Below are 20,946 nucleotides of genomic sequence, written 5' to 3'. Positions count from 1 at the left end.
AGATGAATATAGTTAACTTCAGCAGCGATGAGTTTGAAACAAAGCAAATTGAGGTAGCTCATTTAGAGGAGGTATTGAAGGATTTTCGCCGGGATGGCTATGTTATTTTTAAGGATATTTTTCCAAAAGAGTATGTCAATTCGCTCTATTCTGATTTCATAAATACTTATGGACATTACTTTTCGGAAGAAAATGATAAGAATGTCATAAAAGTTGGTAATAAAAGAATTCAAGTCTCTGTCGAAGTAAAAGGTGCGTTTAACTCGCCTAACCTATACGCTAATCCATTTGTTCTAAATTTTTTAAGAAGCATATTTAACAATTGTTTTATCATTAGTGATTTAACTTGTGTTTCCTCGTTGCCAGGAGCTAAAAAAATGAGAATCCACCGGGATGGGGCTATTTTTGAAGGATTAGCCTTGGCCCCTTTACTGCCAGCTCATGCCATTGGCCTTCTTATTCCATTGATTCCTTTCACTAGGCTAAACGGCCCTACTCGATATTGGCCCGGTAGCCATCGAATCAATCAATCACTTGCAGATTTTGAAGAAAATTTGAATTTCATTGAGCCTGAAATAGATACGGGCTCCTGTATTTTGATGGACCATCGACTGGTACACAGTGGAAATCCGAATAGATCAGAACAAATTAGGCCATTATTGTATTGCAATTATAGTTTGCCTTGGTATTTTGACTATATCAATTTTAAGCATGAGGCACATTTAAAGGTAGAGGATACAAACTTTGAAAAGATTCCTGAAGAGTATAAGCCCTTTTTTCAACGAAGAAATATGAAACTTTTATAAATGGGGGCTATTTCTAAGATATATACCCTTATATTTATGTCTCAAAATTTGGTATGATGCTTTTTCGTTTTCCCATAAAAGATGTAGAAATACACCTAGTCGGTGCAAAAAAAGTTATTGACTCCCTTGGTTATTCCAATCATTATATGAGTCTTAATCAGCATGAATTTTTATTGGATTTGGAAAGGGTGGCGTATTTTTACGTGTGCAATGGCAATCGAATTGAAATAATGCCTTACGCTGAGGCAACTCAAAATGTTTTGGAATTATACCTCAATGGTTCAATTTACGGTGCAGTATTGCATCAGCGAAAAATTCTCCCGCTTCATGGCAGTTGTTTTAGCTATCAAGGAGCTGGGATAATGATTTGCGGAGAATCAGGCGTTGGAAAGTCATCACTTACAGCGGCATTTTGTTTGAATGGAGCCGATTTCTTAACTGACGATGTGACACCAGTGGTCTTTAAAGCTGGTAAACCTCATATTTGGGCTATTTCAGATCGGATTAAACTATGGAGCGATAGCTTGCAACAGTTGGATCAAGAAGAGGAAGAATTAATTCGAATTGTGCCCGAATGGGGCAAGTTTTATTTCCCGATGGAATCAGATAAGGGAGAGTTTTTTACATTAGACCATCTGTTCATTCTTGAAGTCCATGACAAGCCCAGCGTGAGCCATTGGTGCTTGGAGGGGGTTGAAAAGTTCGCGGCTTTACGCAATGAAATATACCGTTGGGAGTACCTGAAAGGGATGCCCGAAAGTGAGGCCAGTTATTTGAAACAACTCATTGCTATCAGCCAAACAGTGAAGGTGACTAAAGTAGCTCGACCAGCCAATATCCCCATTGAACAGCTGAGAATTGAGTTAGAAAAACTTACTTCCAATATTGTAACCCAAAAAAACCTTTTGATACAAATGTCTGTAAGTTCCTGTTTATGAGATGTTTAAATAAGTTTATTGCATTGTCTTTGTACGAAAAAATGCTTTTTATTGAAGCGTTGCTGTTTTCGTATGCGGCTAAAGTTTTGCTATTAATTTTGCCGTTTAAATATTGCCAAAAATTTGTTTCAAACAATAATTGTAAACATACTGAGCCTGATGTACGAGTACTGAAGCAGATAAAAAAAGCACTGTATCGTACCAATGGAATAGCTTATTGGGACAACAAGTGTTTAGTTATGAGCATTGCTTGCCGTTGGATGCTGCAAAGGCGTCATATTCCGTCTTTGATTTCGTTGGGGGTGGCTTTTGATGAAAATAAAAACCTGATTGCCCATGCTTGGATTAGGGCAAATGAGTTTGATGTGATAGAAAAGGGAGGGAATTACCACGAATTGTATCAATTTTAAATGATTTTATTTATTTTTAACGTATAAACACAAAAACAATGGAAACACAAAACAACGACAAGAAAGTTTGGGCGAAACCAATGGTTCTGAGCTTGAATATCAATAAGGATACATACACTACTCTAGGAAATGGAGTAAAAGAGACGGGAAAAGGTGGAGGTGAAAATCTTGTGAAAGATATTCCATCGTAAGGGATGTTTTACGGAGAATTCTCCTTTCAAGCTTTAGAGAATGAAAGCGAAGCGCTCAACCGTCTTCAAAAAGCAATGGAATGGGAAGGGTGTGAGCATCATCAAGTGGTGTATAAGGGATTTGCGGGTGGTTTTTTTCTTGATTCCCGACTCCCTTTTACCATTGATGACTGCCTGTATATTGATACTGAAAATGATTTATTGGTTTTAATCTCGGGGTGTATTTATAATCGGGCTGAAATAAGCCAGGTATTCAATACCACAATCCAGCACCTTCCAGAGCCGGCATTGATAGCACACCTCTATGCGCTTCAGGGCATAGATTTTGTAAATAACCTGAACGGTGATTTTGCAATCTTTGTTTATGATGCCCGTAAAAACACGTTTTTTCTTTGTCGAGACCATGTAGGAATTGTTCCGCTTGTTTATACCGTCGCAGAGCAATTCCTTTATTTTTCTACCGACATTATTGCTTTATGTCGTGCTTTTGATGAAGGAGAGCGCCTAAATATGGATGCGCTTATCTCCGATTACAAGGTAGTTGATATGACTTTAACTCCTAATGATAAAGTGTTAAAGTTAAAGGCGGGTCATTACCTAAAATCAAACGAAAAAGACTTAATCATTAGAAAATATTGGGAGCCAGAACGCGTTAAAACCGACAATACCCTAACACAACCACAAATATTTGAGGAGCTCAAGTCATTGCTTGAAGAGGCTGTACAGATACGCTCCGACAAGCGGTTTAGAGCAGGGGCCCATCTGAGTGGTGGTTTCGATTCCAGCATTGTTGCTGTTCTTGCCCGAAAAGAATTTGCTGATCAAAAGAATTTTTATGGATATTCCTGGTCGCCAGCGAACAGCACTCCAGACAAGGATAGCTTGGATGAAAGGGAATTGGTAAAAGAAACCTGTCGAATGGCAGGGATTGAGCCAGCTTTTATTCACATAGAAGTAAGCGATTTTGTAGAATTGTCAAAAAATGCTATGCAAAACTTCATGTATGTTCACGAAGAAAAAGTATTAGACATGGCACAATTGCATCAAACAAACTTGATATTTAGCGGGTGGGGAGGTGATGAATTTATTAGTTTTGGGAGTTTAGGGGTCGATTCAGATCTTTTTTTTAATTTTCAATGGAAGACTTTCTTTCGTAAAAATCCCTTGAAAGATCCTAAAAAGATAGCCTCATACCTTATCTATCGCATTTTTTTTCCTGCAATCAATTTTATTCCTTTTAGGGTAAAAAAAAGTTTTGATGAAATGCTGCGACATTTTAAAAGGGAACATACTCAATTTCATCAAAAGACGTACAAATTATATTACTGTTATCGTTCCCGACGGGAGTATCAACTTGGGTTGTTGAAAACGCACCATCTTCCCGAACGTACTGAGTGTTGGGCAATTACAGGCTATAAGCGCGGTGCGGTATATCGATATCCGTTGTTGGACAGAAGAATCATAGAATATGTATTGAAAATTCCCTCCAAGTTATTGGTCAAGGATAGTAAATATACTAGAATCATTCTACGCGAAATTAGTGAAGGTCTATTGCCCGAATCTGTCAGATGGAGATTGGGAAAAACAGATGCGGCTTTTTTTTCTCTTGTTAACCAACAAACTTTACAAAGAGGTTTGCTCTTTATGGATGAGATAGAAGAATTTAAAAAGAATCCCGATTTGTATTTTATTGATTTTGAGGTTCTTGAAAGAGGAATTAAAGAATTTAAAGAAAATAAAAATTATAAAGACTCCACTAAGCTATGCGGGGACATTCTTGCTTTCAAAATGTTTCACGAATTTACAAAAAGTTATAGGGCGGGCATAAATAAAGAGGTAATTACATAATCACAAACATGTATGGCTAAAATATTAACTGAAAGCCCAATAAAAGAGCAGGAAATATGTATTCAATGCGGTCTTTGTTGTGATGGGACACTTTTTGGTCATGCGGTGCTTCAAAAAGGAGAACGTGGAAATTTGCCCGAAAAAATTGAACAGCAATATGGGAATGAAGGTGAAGCAGAATTTTTCACCCTTCCTTGTGCCTATTTTGAGGGTAAGTGTACCATTTATGACAAAAAAAAAGCGGTGGTTTGTTCCGCTTTTCGGTGCCAATTGCTGAAGACCTTTGCTCAAGGGGACGTGTCCCAGCAGGACGCGGTAAAAATTGTGACAGATGCTTTAAAGTTCAAGGTGGAAATTTATGAGTTATACAAACAAATTTTTGGCGTTGATTTTAAGCTAAGTTTTCGAGAATTATTGAATGAGATGGGTAAAATGACTGAGCCTCCCGCCCAGAAAACCAAGGAGTTAGCGTTGTTGAAAGCAAAATGCAATATTTACGAAACTTTACTAATCAAGAACTTTAAGTCAATCAAAACTTTCGAGGCTATGATTGACAGTACAGTAGAATAAAACTAATTACCTCAAGAATGGCACTATTTATACGAAATAATGAAACTATCTCGGGCCAGTTGAATGATGACTTGGTGATGGTAGATATTGAAAAAGGAAGTTATTTTTCGCTCAATTCGGTAGCGACCCGCATTTGGGAGTTGCTCGAAAACCCGTTAAGCTCCGAAAGCCTCTACGATGCCCTGATGGCAGAGTACGAAGTAAGTCCTGAACAATGCCGTACCGAAGTGAATGAGTATCTTGAAAAAATGAAAGAGCTGGGATTGATTCAAGTTGTTGCCTGATTTTTTACGCCCAATAAGTGTTTTCGGTTGTTATTCCGCTTTACAACAAAGCCAACTACGTTGAAAAAGCCGTAAGGTCGGTGCTTAGCCAAACATTCCGAGATTTTGAAGTGATTGTGGTAGATGATGGCTCAACAGACGATGGTTTTGCCCGACTTCAGTCTTTGCAAGACGATAGACTACGTCTCATTCCACAAAAAAATGCGGGGGTTTCCGTGGCCAGAAATAACGGTGTTAAAACGGCTCAATACGATTACATTGCTTTTTTGGACGCGGATGATTGGTGGGATGAACGTTTTCTGGAACAAATGGAAAAGCTCATTTCCGATTATCCTGAAGCGGCTCTCTACGCAACCAACTACTACAGTGTAAAAAACAGGATAAATCGGCCAGCGGTCATTGGTGTTGCTGATAATTTCCAACGTGGTTACATTGATTATTTTGACGTATATGCCAAAACGTTCTGGGCACCTGTCAACTGCTCGTATGCGGTAATAAAAAAAACGATTTTCGTTGAAGAAAAAGGCTTTCAGCCTTCCCTGAGAATGGGAGAGGATTTGGATTTGTGGCTTCGGGTGGCGTTGAAGCACAAAGTGGGCTACCTGAATCAGTTTTTGGCGTATTCAAACCAAGATGCGGAAACTTCCCAACGGGCATTAGGAGCAGAAAAACGTTGGAAAAAAGAAGAGCACGTGACTTTTAATCTGACCTACCTGCACGAATATGAAAACCAATCGCCCAAGTTAAAGTACCTACTCGACGGCCTGCGGTTGAGGTCTTTAATACCTTTTTATTTACAAAACGTATATTCCAAAGAAATCAGGGAAATCGTAAAAAAAATTGACTTTTCCCACCACCCGTTTTTGTATCGCTTTGTATATACTTGGCCCAAAATGTTGGTTTTGAGTTATTTTTTAGGTAAAAAATATGGGTCATTTGTTAAACAGGCCTTAATTCATACGGCAAACAAAGGGCGGAATTAATCGACTATGATTCCAAAAATAATTCATTATTGCTGGTTTGGGCGCGGTAAAATGCCAGAAATGGCCATTCGTTGCATCGAATCATGGAAAATATACTTGCCTGACTACGAACTAAGACTCTGGAACGAAGATACGTTTGATATAAACAGTGTAGTCTATGTAAAAGAGGCCTACGAAGCTCGAAAATTTGCCTTTGTGACAGATTATGTCCGACTGCACGCGCTTTATCATTTCGGCGGAATTTACATGGATACTGATGTGGAAGTGCTCAAAAGTTTGGATGATTTGTTGGCTTATCCAGCTTTTTCGGGGTTTGAAAGTGAAATTGAGATCCCGACGGGAATTATGGCTAGCGAACAAAATGGTGCATGGGCCCGCGAAATGTTAGCCTATTATGAGGGAAGGCATTTTCAAAAAAAGGATGGAACGTTGGATATGACCACCAACGTTGAAATTATTTCGGGAATCATGTCGGCGAATGGGTTCGTCCTAAAGAATAGTTATCAGGTTTACAAAGAATGTGTACATATATTTCCGAAAGATTATTTTTGTCCTAAATCTCGGAGTGGTTTGATTACCATTACCAAAAACACCTATTGTATTCACCATTTTGAGGGTTCTTGGCAGCCCATGAAGTACAAAATGAAGAAATACTTCTTTCAAAAGATTGTAGGCCCCATATTGACGGATAAGCTGATAAGAATGAAACGTTTTTTGATGGGCGTACGGCCGAATAAGTTCTTATAATCTACTTGAAGCTATGCTGAATTATTTACCGAAATACTATATAAGCCAAGCCATCGGCTTGTTTCTGGTGATTTTTGCCGCTATTTCTGTGCTTTTTATATCCAATATTTTGCCTTTGTTATGGGTGTTTCCAGTCCTTTTTGAAGTCATTGCGTTTTTTTATTTCTCGGCGGTCTATACCCGCAAGTGGGCCAATGTATCAAGTGTATTATACCAAAAAATGCTTTTTTTGATGGCATTTGCCATTCGGGTCGCGTTTGTGTTTATTAGTTATTTCTTCTTTGATTACATGACGGGGCAGCCCTTTGAATTTGAAGCGGGCGATGCCGTTGGGTATCACGGTGAAGGAATATGGGTGTCGGGTCTGTTGAAAGATGGTAAATTGGGCATATACTTGGAGTATATCGGCAAAAACTACTCGGATATGGGCTATCCGCTGTATTTGGGTGTTCTGTATTCGATTGTAGGAGACGGGGTCTTGATTCCACGTATTATCAAAGCGCTGTTAGGAGCTTTTACCTGTGTGTTGGTTTACCGAATCGCAAGTCGAAATTTTGGGGAAGGGGCTGGACGGATTGCGGGTATTCTTGCGATGTTGGTCCCCAATCTGATTTATTATTGTGGATTGCACCTGAAAGAAACTGAGATGGTGTTTTTGGTGGTAATGTTTATCAATTTGGCTGATACACTTTTACGGGCTCAACGACTCAATTTCAAAAATGTGTTGCTGCTTTGCATGGTGGGTGCGTCGTTGTTTTTCTTTCGTACGGTATTGGCGGTCTGCTTATGGGCATCATTGTTTGTGGCCGCCTTTTTCATTTCTAACAGAATATCAGGAACGGGAAAAAAAGTCGGAATTGCTGTATTGGTACTGGTGGCTGGGGGCCTGATTTTTTTTAGTAGCTTGGGAGATAACGTGCAGGAATACTTGGACGGGGGGGATAAGAACCTGACGAAACAAATGTACAATTATGCTAACCGGGCTGGTGGGAAAAGCAATAAATTGGCCCAATACGGCTCCAAGAGCGTTTTTCTTCCTCTTATGCTTTTAGCTCCGTTTCCAACCTTAGTCGATACGCAGCAGCCCAACGCCATGATGATGGCTGGTGGTTTTTTTACCCGAAATGTGTACGCTTTTTTTGTATTCGTTACCCTTTTTGTGATGTATAAACGAAAGTTGTGGCGGAATCACGCACTGCTGCTTTCTATTGTGTTTTCGTATTTGTTTGTGTTGGCGTCGAGCGGTTTTGCACTGTCGGAGCGTTTTCACTTACCAGTGGTGCCTTTTTTGTTGATTTTGGCGTCGTTTGGCATTACCCAAATGAACAGCTCAAACAAAAAGTATTACTTCCCTTATTTGCTGTTTATTGCAGTTTTGGTCATTGGTTGGAATTGGTTTAAGCTGGCAGGAAGGGCCTAAGCTGTGTCATGAAAGTGTTGATTGTGTGCAGTGGCAATGCGCCAAATTTTGATTTTCAAAAACACCAGGCCTTTATTTATGACCAAGTGGAAGCCGTCAAAAGAGTCGATTCCTCCATCGAGTTTGATTATTTTTTTATCACTGACAAAGGGCTGAAAGGCTACCTAAGGAGCCTAAAAGAGCTAAAAAAACGGCTTAAAGCCGAGCGATATGATTGCATTCATGCCCACGTTGCGGCATCGGCATTATTGGCTAATTTACAAAGACAGGTTCCCGTAGTGGCGACTTTTCACGGGTCAGATATTAACGATGTTCGGCTGAGATTCCTTTCTTTGTGGGTGGAGTTATTGAGTAAAAAAACAATTTATGTGAGCAAACAATTGCTTCAGAAAGCCTTTTTTTACTTTAATTACAAAGCGCAGGTGATTCCTTGCGGGGTGGATTTTGGCTTCTTTTTTCCAAGGCCAAAAGAAGTATCCAAAGCTCAAATGGGGTTTGCACCTGAAAAAAAATACATTTTATTCTCATCTTCTTTCGACAATGCCGTCAAGAATTATCCTTTGGCCGCCGCCGCGTTGAACCTTATAAATAACCCAAACTTGCAGTTATTGGAGTTGAAAGGTTATCGTCGGGAGGAGGTTGCGGTATTGTTGACTGCCGTAGATGCCGCCCTGATGACTTCACATACCGAGGGGTCGCCACAATTTATAAAAGAGGCGATTGCCTGCGGTTGTCCTGTGGTATCTACCGATGTAGGAGATGTGAAATCTGTGATTGAAAACATCGAAGGCTGTTTTATTACGTCGAGGCAGCCCGAAGATGTAGCCTCAAAAATCCGCCAAGCCCTCAATTGTGTAACACCAATTAACGGCCGAGAACGGATTCAAAGGCTTGATAACGAGTTGATTGCGAAAAGGTTGATTTCTCTTTACCAAAGTATATCCTAACCCATGCAGCCCGAAATAGTAATCATTGATTATGGAATGGGAAACTTACGCTCGGTACTCAAAAAAGTGGAACGTTTGCATAAAAACGTTCAGGTCTCAGCGGATTTAAAAGTCATTGAGAATGCCCAAAAACTTATTCTCCCAGGGGTGGGGCATTTTGCCAGCGGCGTCAAGAAGTTGAAAGAATCGGGTATTTGGGAGGTGTTGAATCAAAAGGTACTGGAGGCACAAACGCCCATTTTGGGGATATGTTTGGGTATGCAGCTCATGGCAAAATGTAGTGAAGAAGGAAACGCGGAAGGACTGGGTTGGCTTGAGGCTGAGGTGGTGCGTTTTAAGGTCAATGATACCCGTACTTACAAAGTGCCCCACATGGGTTGGAATACGGTGGAGATACAAAAAGAATCGCCCCTTTTTGCGGGAGTGAGTCAAGAGGCGATGTATTATTTCGTACATTCCTATTATATGAAATGTCATGACGCAAAAGATACGCTAGGAAGCACTGATTATGCTTTGTCGTTTACATCTGCCATCCAAAAAAACAACATTTACGGGACGCAGTTTCACCCCGAAAAAAGCCATGAGTGGGGCGACCGTCTCATTCAAAATTTTATCGCTTTACCCGCCTAACCACGGATGTTTAGACCCCGCGTGATTCCCGTCCTTTTATTGAAAGACAAGGGATTGGTAAAATCAGAAAAATTTAAAAATCACCGGTATGTAGGTGACCCAATCAACGCTGTTAAGATTTTTAATGACCTAAAAGCCGACGAGCTCGTTTTTTTGGATATTTTGGCTACTGCCGAAAAACGCTCCATCTCGCCAGAGTTTGTCCGCAGGGTAGGAGATGAAGCCAATATGCCATTTGCGGTGGGCGGCGGAATTCGTTCCATCAAAGAAATCAAAGCCCTTATCAATGCTGGAGCCGAAAAAGTGGTCATCAATACCTACGCCGTCGAAAACCCTGCTTTCATTAAAGAAGCCTCCGAAGAATTTGGGAGTTCAACCATCGTGGTTTCTGTCGACGTCAATCAAAGGTTTTTGCGAAAACAACAGGTTTACACGGCCGCAGGAACCAAGTCGACGGGCTTTAGCCCAGTGGAGTGGGTGCAAAAAATGCAGGATTGTGGAGCAGGAGAAATCATCATTAACTCTATTGAGCACGATGGTACTATGCAGGGGTATGATTGGAAGCTAGTCAAGGAAGTAGCCGAAGCCGTCGAAATTCCAGTGGTGGCTCTAGGGGGGGCTGGAAGCTTGAATGACTTCACCCGCGCTGTTCGTGAATCGTACGCCTCGGCGGTTGCGGCGGGGTCATTGTTTGTGTTTCATGGTCCTCGAAAGGCCGTTTTGGTCAACTATCCACAAAATAAAGAACTTGTACATTTATTCAGTTAAGCCATGAAAATCTGTTCGAAAGGAGTTTGGGACGACAGTCTACCAGGAATTACGTTTGACGAAAACGGGGTTTCTAACTTTGGGAAATTGCAGGAAAAAATGATGCAGGAGTATCCCCGAGGCGAGCAGGGTACAAAAGACTGGGAACAGCTGGTGCAAGACATGAAAACCGCGGGACGGGGAAAAAAATATGATTGCATTGTGGGGGTGAGCGGCGGAGTGGACAGTTCTTACCTGCTGCATATTGCAAGTCGCTACGGCTTGCGGCCGTTGGCTGTCAATCTGGACAATGGCTTCAACAGTGAGATTGCCGTGCAGAATATTTTCAAAGTAACAACCAAACTGAAGATTGATTTAGAAACTTATGTGGTTGATTATGAGGAGATGAAAGACCTTTTGCGGGCGTATATGAAGGCTGTAATTCCGTGGATTGACGCTCCTACCGACTTGGCTATCAAGGCAACGATGTACAAAATCGCGAACCAAGAAGGGATAAAATACATCCTTCGCGGCAATGATTTTAGATCGGAAGGCAAGCAGCCCAAAGAATGGACCTATGCCGATGCCAAACAATTACTCTTTATTCATAAAAAATTTGGGTCAGGGGTTCGGCTTAAAACCTATCCTTTGCTCACGCTGCCCAAAATGATTTATTCGGGCCTGCTCAAAGGCATCAGGGATATTAGGCCTTATTATTTTTTGGATTACCAAAAACAAGAAGCTAAAAAAATGTTGATGAAGGAATACGACTGGAAGGATTACGGTGGTCATCACCACGAAAATCTGTTTACAAAATTTGCCATGGCGTATTGGTTGCCCGAAAAATTCGGCATCGACAAACGTAAAATCAACCTGTCGGCGCAGGTGCTGAGTGGGGCCTTGTCGCGGGCGGAAGCAATGACCCGTCTGAGTCAGCCTTTTGCCCCCAAAGAAGAGCTGGAAAATACCCGCGAGTATATAATGAAAAAACTAGAGCTTAGTCCAGATGAGTTTGCAACTATCTGGAAATCAGAAAATAAAAATGCATTTGATTATCCATCTAATTACAGCCTGATGTTCCGGTTGGTCGATACTTTCAGTCCCCTTTTGAAAAAATTCTACTCCTTCAAACCCATGTCTATCACCGCGCGTGAAGTGATTGACGGGACCGCCGAGCCCGTTCGTTAATTTAAGTCAAATAAGTGACGTAAAGTTGAAATGTTTGTCAAAAAAACGCTGCAAACATCAACTATCCTGAATGAATATCCTTTTCTACTTTGGGCATCCTGCACAGTATCTTTTTGTAAGGGAGACTCTCAAACGATTGACTTACGCAAATCGTCATCAGATAAGGATTTTGATTAAGACCAAAGATGTACTAGAGGATTTGTTGCGCAACGATGGCATGGAATACACCAATATATTGCCGCAGATACGCGGTAATTCCCGGGCTTCGATTGTATTGAGCCTTCTTAAAAGGACTTTTTCAATGCTGCCGATTGTGTTTAAATTTAAACCTGACTTGTTGATTGGTACGGATGCCACGATTGCGCAGTTGGGTAAATTGCTGAACATCAATAGGATTACAATAACTGAAGATGATTATGAAGCAATAAAACATCTGGGAGACTTGGCCTATCCGTTTACCCAAACGATTCTGTGCCCAAATGTATGTGATGTGGGTAAGTGGGGCACTAAAAAAGTGGGATACGATGGTTACATGAAACTTGGATACTTGCATCCTGCGGTATTCACCGTCAATAACGATGTGTTGAAAAAGTATGGTTTTGTCAAAAAATATATACTGATTCGTTTATCGCAATTGAATGCACACCATGACTTTGGGATAAAAGGCCTCAACGAGAACTTGCTTGATACGATAATTAAAATGGCTGAATATGCTGGTTATCAGGTATTTGTTTCTGCGGAAGGCGGCATTGATGATAAATATGAAAAGTATCAATTATGTATCAATCCCAACGATATGCATCATGTTTTAGCAAACGCTCAAGTACTGATTTGCGATAGCCAAAGCATGACCATGGAAGCGGCTATGTTGGGCGTCCCTTCGTTAAGGTATAGTAGTTTTGTGGGCAAAATCTCGGTTTTGGAAGAACTTGAACACACTTATCAGCTCACCGTTGGCATTGCTCAAGGCGATGATGCGCAGCTAATGAAACACTTGCATAGCATGCTTAGCGACAAGGATATAAAAGAAAAGTACCAAGCAAAAAGGGCAAAAATGTTGACTGATAAAATTGACGTTACGGCGTTCATGGTTTGGTTTATTGAGAATTATCCCCGTAGTAAAAACCAATTGAAAGAAGACCCAGCGAGTCAAAACCAATTCAAAAAGCTGAAAGTATAAGCAAAAAATCGAAGGTGAGAAGTTCATATTACAGCCTTAAAAACCCCGAAAAAAGCCAACTTGAGCCGATTGAAAAATTTGTAAAGTCGCACCCAAACGCTAACTATTTTCAATCGAGTCTCTTTTTTTTTACCTGTAAATATTCAAAGTCAGTTACTCCAATGTATTATGTGGCCTATGATGAAAATTATGCTGTAACGGGGGTAATGCTGGCTTTTAGGCAAGCACAATACCAGATATTTCCGCTCAATTTTTTATCGGCTCGGAGCATTATTTGGGGTGGGCCATTGGTGCAACACAACGACTTGGAGGTATACAAGGGACTTTATCAAATATACCAGAAAGAGCAATCTTTTGCCATTTATACCCAAGTTCGCAACCTTTCGGCCCCAAGTGCCTTCCTTAATGTAATGCGTGACTTGAACTATACCTACGAAGAGCATTTAAACATCATCGTTGACCTAGAAAAAACGGAAGAGCAACTGTGGGCCGAGGTTCATTCCAAACGAAGAAATGAAATCAGACGGGCGCAAAAAGAAGGCACAACGGTGGAGTTGAGCAACACCCCAGATACAATCGCTAAGTGCTATTTGATTTTGAAAACAGTATACCAACGCGCCAAACTACCGCTGCCGAGCATAGACCATTTTGAGGCGCTATTTCAGAACAGCACCCAAGAAGAAGGGCTGCGGATTTTTGTTGCTAAGTATGAAGACAAGATAATCGGTTGTATGTTTTGTTTGGCGTATGGCACTACCCTGTTTGATTATTACGCGGGTGCTTACCAAGAAAATTACGATAAATACCCCAACGACTTACTGCCGTGGGAGGTTTTTAGATGGGGCAAACGGAATGGGTTTACGCGGTTTGATTTCGGAGGGGCTGGCAAACCTGGAGTGCCGTACGGGGTAAGGGAATACAAAAAAAAATTTGGGGGTGAGATGGTGAATTATGGACGTTTTGAAAAAGTCCATTTCCCGATGCTTTATGGGTTGGTGATTAAAGCGTTCAATCTTTGGAGGGTTTTGAAAAAGTGATTATCCCCCGTTTTAAGTACGCTTATTCTCTGAAAGACGTTTTTTTAGGCGTAAAAAACGTACTCAGAGACGGAAATGTAACCGTTCCACTCTTTCAAACCTTATTTCCAGAAGCGCAAATACACCTGACGGAGAGCGCGGCAAGTGGTATAAAATATGCATTAGAGGGTTTTGGTTTTAAAAAAAATGCCCGTATCGGAGTGCAGCCCTATACCTGCTCTTCGGTTTTGGGGGCGATTGTAGCGGCAGGATTCACCCCTTTTTTTATTGATATTAATCAAAACCTTTCGCTCAATATCGAGGCGTTGAAGTCCAAAGTAACCGACATTGACGCGCTGATTGTCACCCACACATTTGGTTTTCCCGCCGACATCGCTGAAATCAAAGCCATTGCCTCCCATCTGCCTGTCATTGAAGATTGTGCCCACGCTCTTTTTAGTCAGTACGAGCACCGTTTCGTGGGTACTTTTTTTGATGCCGCTGTTTTTTCATTCGGTAACGGTAAATTTCCGTCGCTTGGAGGCGGAGGAATGTTGGTGATTAACGACCCAGACCTGAACGAACGGATAAAAGAACGACTTTCGACGTTGCCTAAACCCACTTTGTGGCAAGAGCTAACACAAATTGTTAAATCGTACGCTAAAGCAGTGATGTATGCGCCGCTGCCACAGTGGATAATGAATAAAATATTGAGTGAACCCTACCTTAATAATCGAAATAAGACGATAATTAGCCGTGGGAATCAGGAGTTCAATATCTTTAAAAGCATCGAGTGGAGTTTGCCAGCCAAATTGGAGGAAGCCCCAAAAAATGCCGTTGTTCAGCGCGAAAACGGCGCCTATTTAGCCCAAATGCTCAGGGGAAACTATGAATTTTTGACGCCATACCAAAGTAAAGTCAATTATTTTGCCTTTGTACTAATCGAAGAAGAACGAGACCGTCTAAGTCGTTATTTGAAGGAGCGGGGTATTATGAGTGGCAAACATTTTCAACACGCGTTGGCTTGGGCGATGGCTTATGGTTATGCACCTGGCAGCTGCCCTGTATTTGAAAAACAAGTCAATCATGTTTTGACGATTCCGTGTAATTATGGCTTGAATAAGCGCGATTTAGACCGAATAACCCATTGTTTATTAGAATTTCGAAAATTAAACCCTCAATGAAAACCATTCTTGTTGATATAAACCATCCCGCTCACGTGCATCTCTTTAAGTATTTTATACAGGAGATGAAAGCACGAGGGTATCGGGTGATAGTGACGGCCAAAGAAGTAAAAGTCATCATGCGCCTATTGGAAGCGTATAATATAGAATACATAAAAGTTGGACAAAAAAAAGACTCTCTCTCGCTTAAATACATCTATGAGTTTTTTCATTTGCTAAAAGTATTGGGGATTGTGTGGAAGCATCGTGTGGACTATGGCATCGGAATTTCGATGGTGCTACCTATTCTTACAAAAATAACGCGGATGAAAGTGATTGCGCTGGACGATGACGACCTGACCGTAACGCCGACATTTGCCAAAGCCATATCTTTTGCCTCGATCATTCTCAATCCAAGTGCGTTGTCGTTTGAAGACCGAGGCCCCAACCGAATATGCCACCCGAGTTTTCATGAACTTGCTTACTTGCATCCCAATCGTTTTGAACCGCAGGTCAGTGTGCTTAAGGAGTTGGGCATTGAGCCAGGCGAGACTTTTTTTATCATGCGTTTCAACGTATTTAAGGCGCACCATGATGCGGGCGTTAGGGGGTTGGATATTGCTCAAAAACTTCGTATTATTGAACTACTCAAACCCTTTGGGAAGATTTTTATTACAACCGAGCGCGATATTGAACCTGAAATAAAGGAGTATCAATTGCCCGTGGCACCCGAAAAAATCCACTCTCTCATGTATTTTGCGACGCTGTTTGTGGGGGATAGTCAAACCATGATTTCGGAGGCAGCACTCTTGGGAACGCCCGCCATCAAATTAAACTCTTTTGCGGGAAGGCTATCTATCCCGAACGAAATTGAAGAAAAGTACGCCTTGTGTTATTCATTTCTGCCCAATCAATTTGAGGAGATGATAGCCTTGATTGACCGACTGGTTCACCAAAAAAATCTGAAGGAAGATTGGGCGTTGCGTAGGCAAAAAATGCTCACGGATAAGGTAGACCTCACCGATTTTCTGGTGCGATTAGTGGCTCATTATCCCGAAAGTATTCGGATGGTAAAAGAAAATCCTGACCGTCGGGTAAGCGTTGCTCAATAAGTTTTACGCTCAATATTTTTAGGCCCCAAAAATGGATTTTACCCTACGCCTTTACCGAAAATTGTTAGAAAGCCTCATCGCTTCAAATTACCATTTTCAAACATTTGAAGATTTTCTTACTTCACCACAAGAGCGTGCCATTGTGCTGCGTCACGACGTTGATTTGTTGCCCCGAAATTCTCTAGCGTTTGCCGAAATTCAGAAGGAATATGGCCTCTCAGGCTCCTATTATTTTAGGGCGGTGGAAGTAAGCTGGGACGACAAAATCATTCAACGGATAGCCGATTTGGGCCATGAAGTAGGCTATCATTATGAGTGTCTGACTACCTGCCGGGGAGACATTCAAAAGGGATTGGTTGATTTTGAGCAAAATCTTGAGCGGCTGCGAAAATTGGTGCCCGTTTCCACGATTTGTATGCACGGAAGTCCACTTTCAAAATTTGACTCCCGCGACCTGTGGAAATTTCACTCTTATCGTGATTTCGGCATTATTGGCGAGCCGTATTTTGACGTTGATTTCAGCAAAGTACTTTACCTGACCGATACGGGCCGCCGATGGGACGGCGATAAAGTCAGCGTAAGGGACAAAGTGGGTAGCAAAAATCATCCTTTTAAAACCACACGCGACATCATGGCGGTGGCGAATGCAGGCCAGTTGCCCGCCCAAATTATGTTTACTTTTCACCCCCAACGCTGGGATGACCATAGTGTGCCGTGGGTGAAGGAATTGGTGCTTCAGAACGCCAAAAACGTCATAAAAAAATATTTTTTCGTCAAAAATACCTGAGTGAGCTACATGCTGAAACTCCTGACCATTATCGGGGCGCGCCCCCAAATCATTAAATCGGCCGCCATCAGTCGAGCGATTAAAAATCATTATGCACCCAGTATTAAAGAAGTGGTAGTACACACAGGACAGCATTATGACGAACGTATGTCGGCGATTTTCTTTGAAGAATTGCAAATTCCCCTGCCCGATTATAACCTAGGGGCTGGTTCGGGCAAACACGGTGAACAAACGGCCCGGATGATTGCGGGGATTGAAACCATTTTGGAGAACGAACAACCCGACTTTATGATTATTTACGGCGATACCAACTCCACCTTGGCTGCCGCCGTGGCTGCTTCCAAAATCCACGTACCTGTGGTGCATATTGAAGCGGGATTGCGGTCATTTAATAAAAAAATGCCCGAAGAAATCAACCGGATTTTGAGCGACCATGTCTCTACTTATTTGTTTCCACCCACCCAAACGGGCTTGGATAATCTTAAAAACGAAGGCTTTCGGGTCGATAATCGGCCACCCTACACCATCGACCGACCGGGCGTGTTTAACGTGGGCGACGTGATGTACGACAATACCCTTTTCTTTAGTAAAGTAGCGGATAAAAATACCGACATTCTCGAGAAGGAGGGGTTGCAGAAAAAGCAATTTTTGCTCGTTACGCTGCATCGAAACACCAATACCGACGATGCCACGCGTCTGAACGCTATTTTTCGGGCGTTGTTAGAAATTGCAAATTCAGGGAACGAAACCCTCGTTTTGCCGCTTCATCCGCGTACTGCCAAACAGATGGAGATTCTGTTGGAGGCCGAGTTGCGTCGTGAAATTAGCAGCAATCCTGCCATTTTGTTGCTCCCGCCAGTCTCGTATTTGGAAATGATTCAATTGGAAAAATACGCAAAACTGGTACTGACCGACTCGGGTGGGGTGCAAAAAGAAGCCTATTTCTTGAAAACGCCGTGCCTCATCCTGCGCGCTGAAACCGAATGGGTTGAAATTGTGGAAAGCGGGGCCGCCGTACTTTGCGATGCCGACGAAACCCGCATTTTAGATGCATACCGCTATTTTATGAGCAATCCCGAAAGCAGCTTTCAAACCATTTATGGTGATGGAAGTGCGGCCGAAAAAATACTGAATCTACTCCTCACTGGAGCAGGAGCGACAACCTAAATAATATGCTTTTCGTAAAATCACCCAAACAAGCCGATACCCTTACGTTTTGCTACGTAGTTCTTTTATTTGCGCTTGCGGTTTTGCCCATCAACGGTAAAGATTCTGCATCTATCAACAACACGTATGTCTTGCCAGAGTTGCGTTTAGACTATCTGCTTCATTCATTTTTGCTCGTTCCTTGGATGCCGATTCGGGTATTATATGCCGAAACTAACCGTCTCAAAGAGCTTTTATGGCTTGCTTGCGGAGTAGTTTTAGGGATAACGACCGAAGTTGTCCAGTATTTTTTGACTTACCGAACCTACAATGTCATTGATTTGGCCGCTAACCTGCTCGGGGTATTTATCGGGGCTGCTCTTTGGCAAATTATTCAACCTATTTATAAAAAATAAATCAGATTCTGGTTTTCTATTGAAGCTTAAACCTCTCCGAAGTTATGATGAAAAATAAAACGTCACTTTTCCTAATTGCCTGTTGGTGTTGTGGTTATACATCTTTTGCCCAGAACCCTCTCAAAGGAGCTAAGTACGCCGTTGAAGCGGGGGCTTTTGCTTCTACGGCCGAATCTAACCCTTTTTGGGTGCGCTCAAACCAGTTTGGGGAGGTGCCTCTGGGCAGCCCTGCGTTCTCGCTTCGAGGCGAGTTGAAAAAAGACTATGACAGCCTGAGGAATGCAAAAGCCAAGCGTAAACTCCAGTTCGGCTATGGTGCAAGAGCCGTGGCAAATGTTGGCGAAAACAGCCGCTTTTTCTTTTCTGAATTTTACGGCAAAGCCCGCTATGGAGCCTTCGAATTCTACGCGGGACGTCGGAAAGAGATTGTTGGACTCGTCGATAGTACCCTCAGCATGGGTTCGTATACATGGTCTGGCAATGCCCTCCCGATGCCGAAAGTCCAAATTGGATTGTTTAACTACGTGCCTTTACTTAAAAATGGGTTAATTTCGTTCAAAGCCAATTTTGCGCATGGCTGGTTTGGGTCGGGAGATTCTACCGCGAAATATTTTCTTCACCAAAAAAGTGCCTATTTCCGACTCGGAAAACCCGCCTGGAAAATGAAGTTTTATGCAGGAATCAACCATCAGGTGCAGTGGGGAGGCAGGCCAACGGTACCGTTTATCCAGAGCGGCACCAATTCGCTTATCACCAATTATGGCAGTGATTTGGAAGCTTTCATTCACGTGGCTACGGGCATCAGCCTTCAGGCACTGGGCTACTACAAAAAAAGCGGGCGAGTCTCTGGTGAAGGTGGCAACCGATTGGGCAATCACTTGGGAACGGTCGATATTGGGTTGGAATATGAAAATGAAGCAACCAAGTGGTTTTTTTATCGTCAATCCATTTATGAAGACGGCTCCCTCTTTGTGTTAAGCAGTATTGCTGATGGGCTGTTGGGAGCGTCGATTGAGTTGAAAGAAGCTAATCAGGGCGTAAAAAAAATTGTGTTAGAATATTTGAATACTTCCAATCAAGGAGGAAATCTGCAATCTGGAAATCAAACCGCGTTTATTCCTGAATTGAGGGGCGCCGACGATTATTTCAACAACGGGACCTACGAAGAAGGTTGGGTGTATCGCAGACAAACCATCGGTACTCCTTTTATCATGCCACTCAGCGCATCTACGGGCGTTACGCTCAAAGATTTAATCGGTGACTTTCAGCCTAAATCGCCCGTTATGCCCGACATGATTATCAATAATCGGGTCAAAGCGTGGATGTTGGGGATTCATAGCCGAATAAGTCGGGTAAATCTTCTGACCCGCGTATCGTATTCTCAAAATTTTGGCAAATACTATTTGTACTCACGGGTGTTGTTGGCCCCTATTGAGTTGAATCAAGTGTCGGTACAGCAGCAAGTTTCGTTTTCGGTAAAAAAATACACCATCAATGCCATTGTTGCGTACGACAATGCTGGGCTTCTCGAAAATAACATCGGCGGGAGTCTGGTGGTAAGAAGGGAGTTTTAATTCTGCATGGCAGGACGAACTTCCATCAAAATCTATTCTTAACTTTTTTCCTTCTAAAAATGAATATGCAAACCATAAAATATACAAACGCGGCGTGCCGACTCTGGACTTTTATTCTACTGGTGAGTACTGGCACTTCTTTCACGAGTATGGCTCAAAACACCGAAGGTGCTGACTCACTCATCTACAAAAGAAGGGTGTTGATGAGCGAAGTACTTCAAAAAGGAGTCAGAGTCAAGAAAAAAAACTTTGAAGAATTATTAAAAAACAACCCTAAAGCTCTACAAAACTACCGATTAGGGAGTTATATTCGGCCTTTAGGACCGTTGGTGTCGATTGGCGGCATAGGATTATGCTACGTGGCCATCAAAGGAAAGCCCGCCTCGGCGGTGGTTGAAGGTACAGTTCACAACTATACTATTCGGAGTTTGCCGTTGCTGGTGGCTGGGGTTGGGGCATTTGTGGGCGGTATTTGTATCATTGAGTTTTCGCATGAACTTCAATCCAACGCGGTTAAAGCCTATAATTCGAGCCTCGGTGCAAGAAAAACGACCCTTTTGCAAAAAACAAAATTCGGGATTACGCCTACTGGAAATGTGGGCTTTTACGCCCGATTTTAAAACAGATTTTCTCCCTCAAAAAGCTCCTGCATTCATCGTTTTTTGACTTCTTACGTATTCTCTTTAGGTTTTCTTCAGGGTATTTTTGGACGCAATTAGGTCCAGTCATCCAGATTTATTTTACTTTTGTCCCACAAAAGTTGTGGTTTTCTGTGCCGTGCTGGTATATATTTTGATGCTGCGTCTTTTCAGAATGAAGTATACTCTCGGTCGCCTTTTTTTT

General features: G+C 42.1%; 23 protein-coding genes. All 23 read left to right on the top strand.

Annotated features, from left to right (window positions below; genetic code table 11):
• The first annotated feature begins 2 nt into the window (after window positions 1–2).
• Window positions 3–806: a phytanoyl-CoA dioxygenase family protein gene (locus NCI00_RS02120; RefSeq protein ID WP_253524504.1), complete on the top strand. Its 804-nt coding sequence runs from the start codon at window positions 3–5 to the stop codon at window positions 804–806.
• A 53-nt stretch (window positions 807–859) separates the two neighbouring features.
• Entirely contained in the window at window positions 860–1,744 is an 885-nt protein-coding gene (locus NCI00_RS02115) for a P-loop NTPase family protein (protein ID WP_253524502.1), read from the top strand.
• Window positions 1,741–2,154 carry a lasso peptide biosynthesis B2 protein gene (locus NCI00_RS02110; protein ID WP_310586761.1) on the top strand — a complete coding sequence of 138 codons (414 nt, stop codon included), beginning with the start codon at window positions 1,741–1,743 and terminating at the stop codon, window positions 2,152–2,154. Before NCI00_RS02115 ends, NCI00_RS02110 begins: the two co-directional genes overlap by 4 nt.
• A gap of 38 nt (window positions 2,155–2,192) precedes the next feature.
• Window positions 2,193–2,345 (top strand): hypothetical protein, encoded by a 153-nt coding sequence (locus tag NCI00_RS02105; RefSeq protein ID WP_253524498.1) that lies wholly within the window; start codon window positions 2,193–2,195, stop codon window positions 2,343–2,345.
• A gap of 3 nt (window positions 2,346–2,348) precedes the next feature.
• Window positions 2,349–4,193 carry an asparagine synthase-related protein gene (locus NCI00_RS02100; protein ID WP_253524496.1) on the top strand — a complete coding sequence of 615 codons (1,845 nt, stop codon included), beginning with the start codon at window positions 2,349–2,351 and terminating at the stop codon, window positions 4,191–4,193.
• Between the two features lie 12 nt (window positions 4,194–4,205).
• Window positions 4,206–4,763, top strand: coding sequence for a hypothetical protein (locus NCI00_RS02095; protein WP_253524494.1), 558 nt, complete (start codon window positions 4,206–4,208; stop codon window positions 4,761–4,763).
• A gap of 17 nt (window positions 4,764–4,780) precedes the next feature.
• A complete protein-coding gene (locus NCI00_RS02090) occupies window positions 4,781–5,047 on the top strand; it encodes a PqqD family protein (protein ID WP_253524490.1) in 267 nt (88 codons plus the stop codon).
• A 17-nt stretch (window positions 5,048–5,064) separates the two neighbouring features.
• The gene (locus NCI00_RS02085; protein WP_253524488.1) at window positions 5,065–6,030 is read left to right on the top strand and encodes a glycosyltransferase family 2 protein; all 966 of its coding nucleotides are present in this window, start codon (window positions 5,065–5,067) and stop codon (window positions 6,028–6,030) included.
• A gap of 6 nt (window positions 6,031–6,036) precedes the next feature.
• Window positions 6,037–6,777 (top strand): glycosyltransferase family 32 protein, encoded by a 741-nt coding sequence (locus NCI00_RS02080; RefSeq protein ID WP_253524486.1) that lies wholly within the window; start codon window positions 6,037–6,039, stop codon window positions 6,775–6,777.
• A gap of 13 nt (window positions 6,778–6,790) precedes the next feature.
• Window positions 6,791–8,197 carry a glycosyltransferase family 39 protein gene (locus NCI00_RS02075; protein WP_253524484.1) on the top strand — a complete coding sequence of 469 codons (1,407 nt, stop codon included), beginning with the start codon at window positions 6,791–6,793 and terminating at the stop codon, window positions 8,195–8,197.
• Between the two features lie 8 nt (window positions 8,198–8,205).
• Window positions 8,206–9,144, top strand: a complete 939-nt coding sequence (locus NCI00_RS02070; protein ID WP_253524482.1) for a glycosyltransferase family 4 protein — start codon at window positions 8,206–8,208, stop codon at window positions 9,142–9,144.
• A gap of 3 nt (window positions 9,145–9,147) precedes the next feature.
• Window positions 9,148–9,774: an imidazole glycerol phosphate synthase subunit HisH gene (gene hisH, locus NCI00_RS02065; protein ID WP_253524479.1), complete on the top strand. Its 627-nt coding sequence runs from the start codon at window positions 9,148–9,150 to the stop codon at window positions 9,772–9,774.
• A gap of 6 nt (window positions 9,775–9,780) precedes the next feature.
• Window positions 9,781–10,542, top strand: coding sequence for an AglZ/HisF2 family acetamidino modification protein (locus NCI00_RS02060; protein WP_253524476.1), 762 nt, complete (start codon window positions 9,781–9,783; stop codon window positions 10,540–10,542).
• A 3-nt stretch (window positions 10,543–10,545) separates the two neighbouring features.
• The gene (locus NCI00_RS02055) at window positions 10,546–11,709 is read left to right on the top strand and encodes an N-acetyl sugar amidotransferase (protein WP_253524474.1); all 1,164 of its coding nucleotides are present in this window, start codon (window positions 10,546–10,548) and stop codon (window positions 11,707–11,709) included.
• A 70-nt stretch (window positions 11,710–11,779) separates the two neighbouring features.
• Window positions 11,780–12,889, top strand: coding sequence for a DUF354 domain-containing protein (locus NCI00_RS02050; RefSeq protein WP_253524472.1), 1,110 nt, complete (start codon window positions 11,780–11,782; stop codon window positions 12,887–12,889).
• Window positions 12,890–13,050: 161 nt separating this feature from the next.
• On the top strand, window positions 13,051–13,926 hold the full coding sequence (locus tag NCI00_RS02045) for a lipid II:glycine glycyltransferase FemX (protein ID WP_253524470.1): 876 nt from the start codon (window positions 13,051–13,053) through the stop codon (window positions 13,924–13,926).
• Complete coding sequence (locus NCI00_RS02040) at window positions 13,905–15,089, top strand: DegT/DnrJ/EryC1/StrS family aminotransferase (protein ID WP_253524468.1); 1,185 nt, start codon at window positions 13,905–13,907, stop codon at window positions 15,087–15,089. Before NCI00_RS02045 ends, NCI00_RS02040 begins: the two co-directional genes overlap by 22 nt.
• Window positions 15,086–16,180: a DUF354 domain-containing protein gene (locus NCI00_RS02035; protein ID WP_253524466.1), complete on the top strand. Its 1,095-nt coding sequence runs from the start codon at window positions 15,086–15,088 to the stop codon at window positions 16,178–16,180. Before NCI00_RS02040 ends, NCI00_RS02035 begins: the two co-directional genes overlap by 4 nt.
• Before the next feature lie 31 nt (window positions 16,181–16,211).
• On the top strand, window positions 16,212–16,967 hold the full coding sequence (locus NCI00_RS02030; RefSeq protein WP_253524464.1) for a polysaccharide deacetylase family protein: 756 nt from the start codon (window positions 16,212–16,214) through the stop codon (window positions 16,965–16,967).
• Window positions 16,968–16,976: 9 nt separating this feature from the next.
• A complete protein-coding gene (gene wecB, locus NCI00_RS02025; protein WP_253524462.1) occupies window positions 16,977–18,134 on the top strand; it encodes a non-hydrolyzing UDP-N-acetylglucosamine 2-epimerase in 1,158 nt (385 codons plus the stop codon).
• Between the two features lie 5 nt (window positions 18,135–18,139).
• A complete protein-coding gene (locus tag NCI00_RS02020; RefSeq protein ID WP_253524460.1) occupies window positions 18,140–18,529 on the top strand; it encodes a VanZ family protein in 390 nt (129 codons plus the stop codon).
• 44 nt (window positions 18,530–18,573) lie between these two features.
• Window positions 18,574–20,103, top strand: coding sequence for a capsule assembly Wzi family protein (locus NCI00_RS02015; protein ID WP_253524459.1), 1,530 nt, complete (start codon window positions 18,574–18,576; stop codon window positions 20,101–20,103).
• Between the two features lie 65 nt (window positions 20,104–20,168).
• A complete protein-coding gene (locus tag NCI00_RS02010) occupies window positions 20,169–20,723 on the top strand; it encodes a hypothetical protein (RefSeq protein WP_253524456.1) in 555 nt (184 codons plus the stop codon).
• Window positions 20,724–20,946: the final 223 nt, after the last annotated feature.

The sequence above is a fragment of the Runella salmonicolor genome (assembly GCF_024158025.1).
Classification (GTDB): Bacteria; Bacteroidota; Bacteroidia; order Cytophagales; family Spirosomataceae; genus Runella; species Runella salmonicolor.
The sequence above is the reverse complement of the archived record's forward strand: the minus strand, read 5'-3'. Positions and strand labels throughout refer to the sequence as shown.

Excerpts from the sequence above, each read along its gene's own strand:
- NCI00_RS02120 (WP_253524504.1), top strand. The coding sequence starts at position 3 with ATGAATATAGTTAACTTCAGCAGCGATGAGTTTGAAACAAAGCAAATT.
- NCI00_RS02115 (WP_253524502.1), top strand. The coding sequence starts at position 860 with ATGATGCTTTTTCGTTTTCCCATAAAAGATGTAGAAATACACCTAGTC.
- NCI00_RS02110 (WP_310586761.1), top strand. The coding sequence starts at position 1,741 with ATGAGATGTTTAAATAAGTTTATTGCATTGTCTTTGTACGAAAAAATG.
- NCI00_RS02105 (WP_253524498.1), top strand. The coding sequence starts at position 2,193 with ATGGAAACACAAAACAACGACAAGAAAGTTTGGGCGAAACCAATGGTT.
- NCI00_RS02100 (WP_253524496.1), top strand. The coding sequence starts at position 2,349 with ATGTTTTACGGAGAATTCTCCTTTCAAGCTTTAGAGAATGAAAGCGAA.
- NCI00_RS02095 (WP_253524494.1), top strand. The coding sequence starts at position 4,206 with ATGGCTAAAATATTAACTGAAAGCCCAATAAAAGAGCAGGAAATATGT.
- NCI00_RS02090 (WP_253524490.1), top strand. The coding sequence starts at position 4,781 with ATGGCACTATTTATACGAAATAATGAAACTATCTCGGGCCAGTTGAAT.
- NCI00_RS02080 (WP_253524486.1), top strand. The coding sequence starts at position 6,037 with ATGATTCCAAAAATAATTCATTATTGCTGGTTTGGGCGCGGTAAAATG.
- NCI00_RS02075 (WP_253524484.1), top strand. The coding sequence starts at position 6,791 with ATGCTGAATTATTTACCGAAATACTATATAAGCCAAGCCATCGGCTTG.
- NCI00_RS02070 (WP_253524482.1), top strand. The coding sequence starts at position 8,206 with ATGAAAGTGTTGATTGTGTGCAGTGGCAATGCGCCAAATTTTGATTTT.
- hisH (WP_253524479.1), top strand. The coding sequence starts at position 9,148 with ATGCAGCCCGAAATAGTAATCATTGATTATGGAATGGGAAACTTACGC.
- NCI00_RS02060 (WP_253524476.1), top strand. The coding sequence starts at position 9,781 with ATGTTTAGACCCCGCGTGATTCCCGTCCTTTTATTGAAAGACAAGGGA.
- NCI00_RS02055 (WP_253524474.1), top strand. The coding sequence starts at position 10,546 with ATGAAAATCTGTTCGAAAGGAGTTTGGGACGACAGTCTACCAGGAATT.
- NCI00_RS02050 (WP_253524472.1), top strand. The coding sequence starts at position 11,780 with ATGAATATCCTTTTCTACTTTGGGCATCCTGCACAGTATCTTTTTGTA.
- NCI00_RS02045 (WP_253524470.1), top strand. The coding sequence starts at position 13,051 with ATGTATTATGTGGCCTATGATGAAAATTATGCTGTAACGGGGGTAATG.
- NCI00_RS02035 (WP_253524466.1), top strand. The coding sequence starts at position 15,086 with ATGAAAACCATTCTTGTTGATATAAACCATCCCGCTCACGTGCATCTC.
- NCI00_RS02030 (WP_253524464.1), top strand. The coding sequence starts at position 16,212 with ATGGATTTTACCCTACGCCTTTACCGAAAATTGTTAGAAAGCCTCATC.
- wecB (WP_253524462.1), top strand. The coding sequence starts at position 16,977 with ATGCTGAAACTCCTGACCATTATCGGGGCGCGCCCCCAAATCATTAAA.
- NCI00_RS02020 (WP_253524460.1), top strand. The coding sequence starts at position 18,140 with ATGCTTTTCGTAAAATCACCCAAACAAGCCGATACCCTTACGTTTTGC.
- NCI00_RS02015 (WP_253524459.1), top strand. The coding sequence starts at position 18,574 with ATGATGAAAAATAAAACGTCACTTTTCCTAATTGCCTGTTGGTGTTGT.
- NCI00_RS02010 (WP_253524456.1), top strand. The coding sequence starts at position 20,169 with ATGCAAACCATAAAATATACAAACGCGGCGTGCCGACTCTGGACTTTT.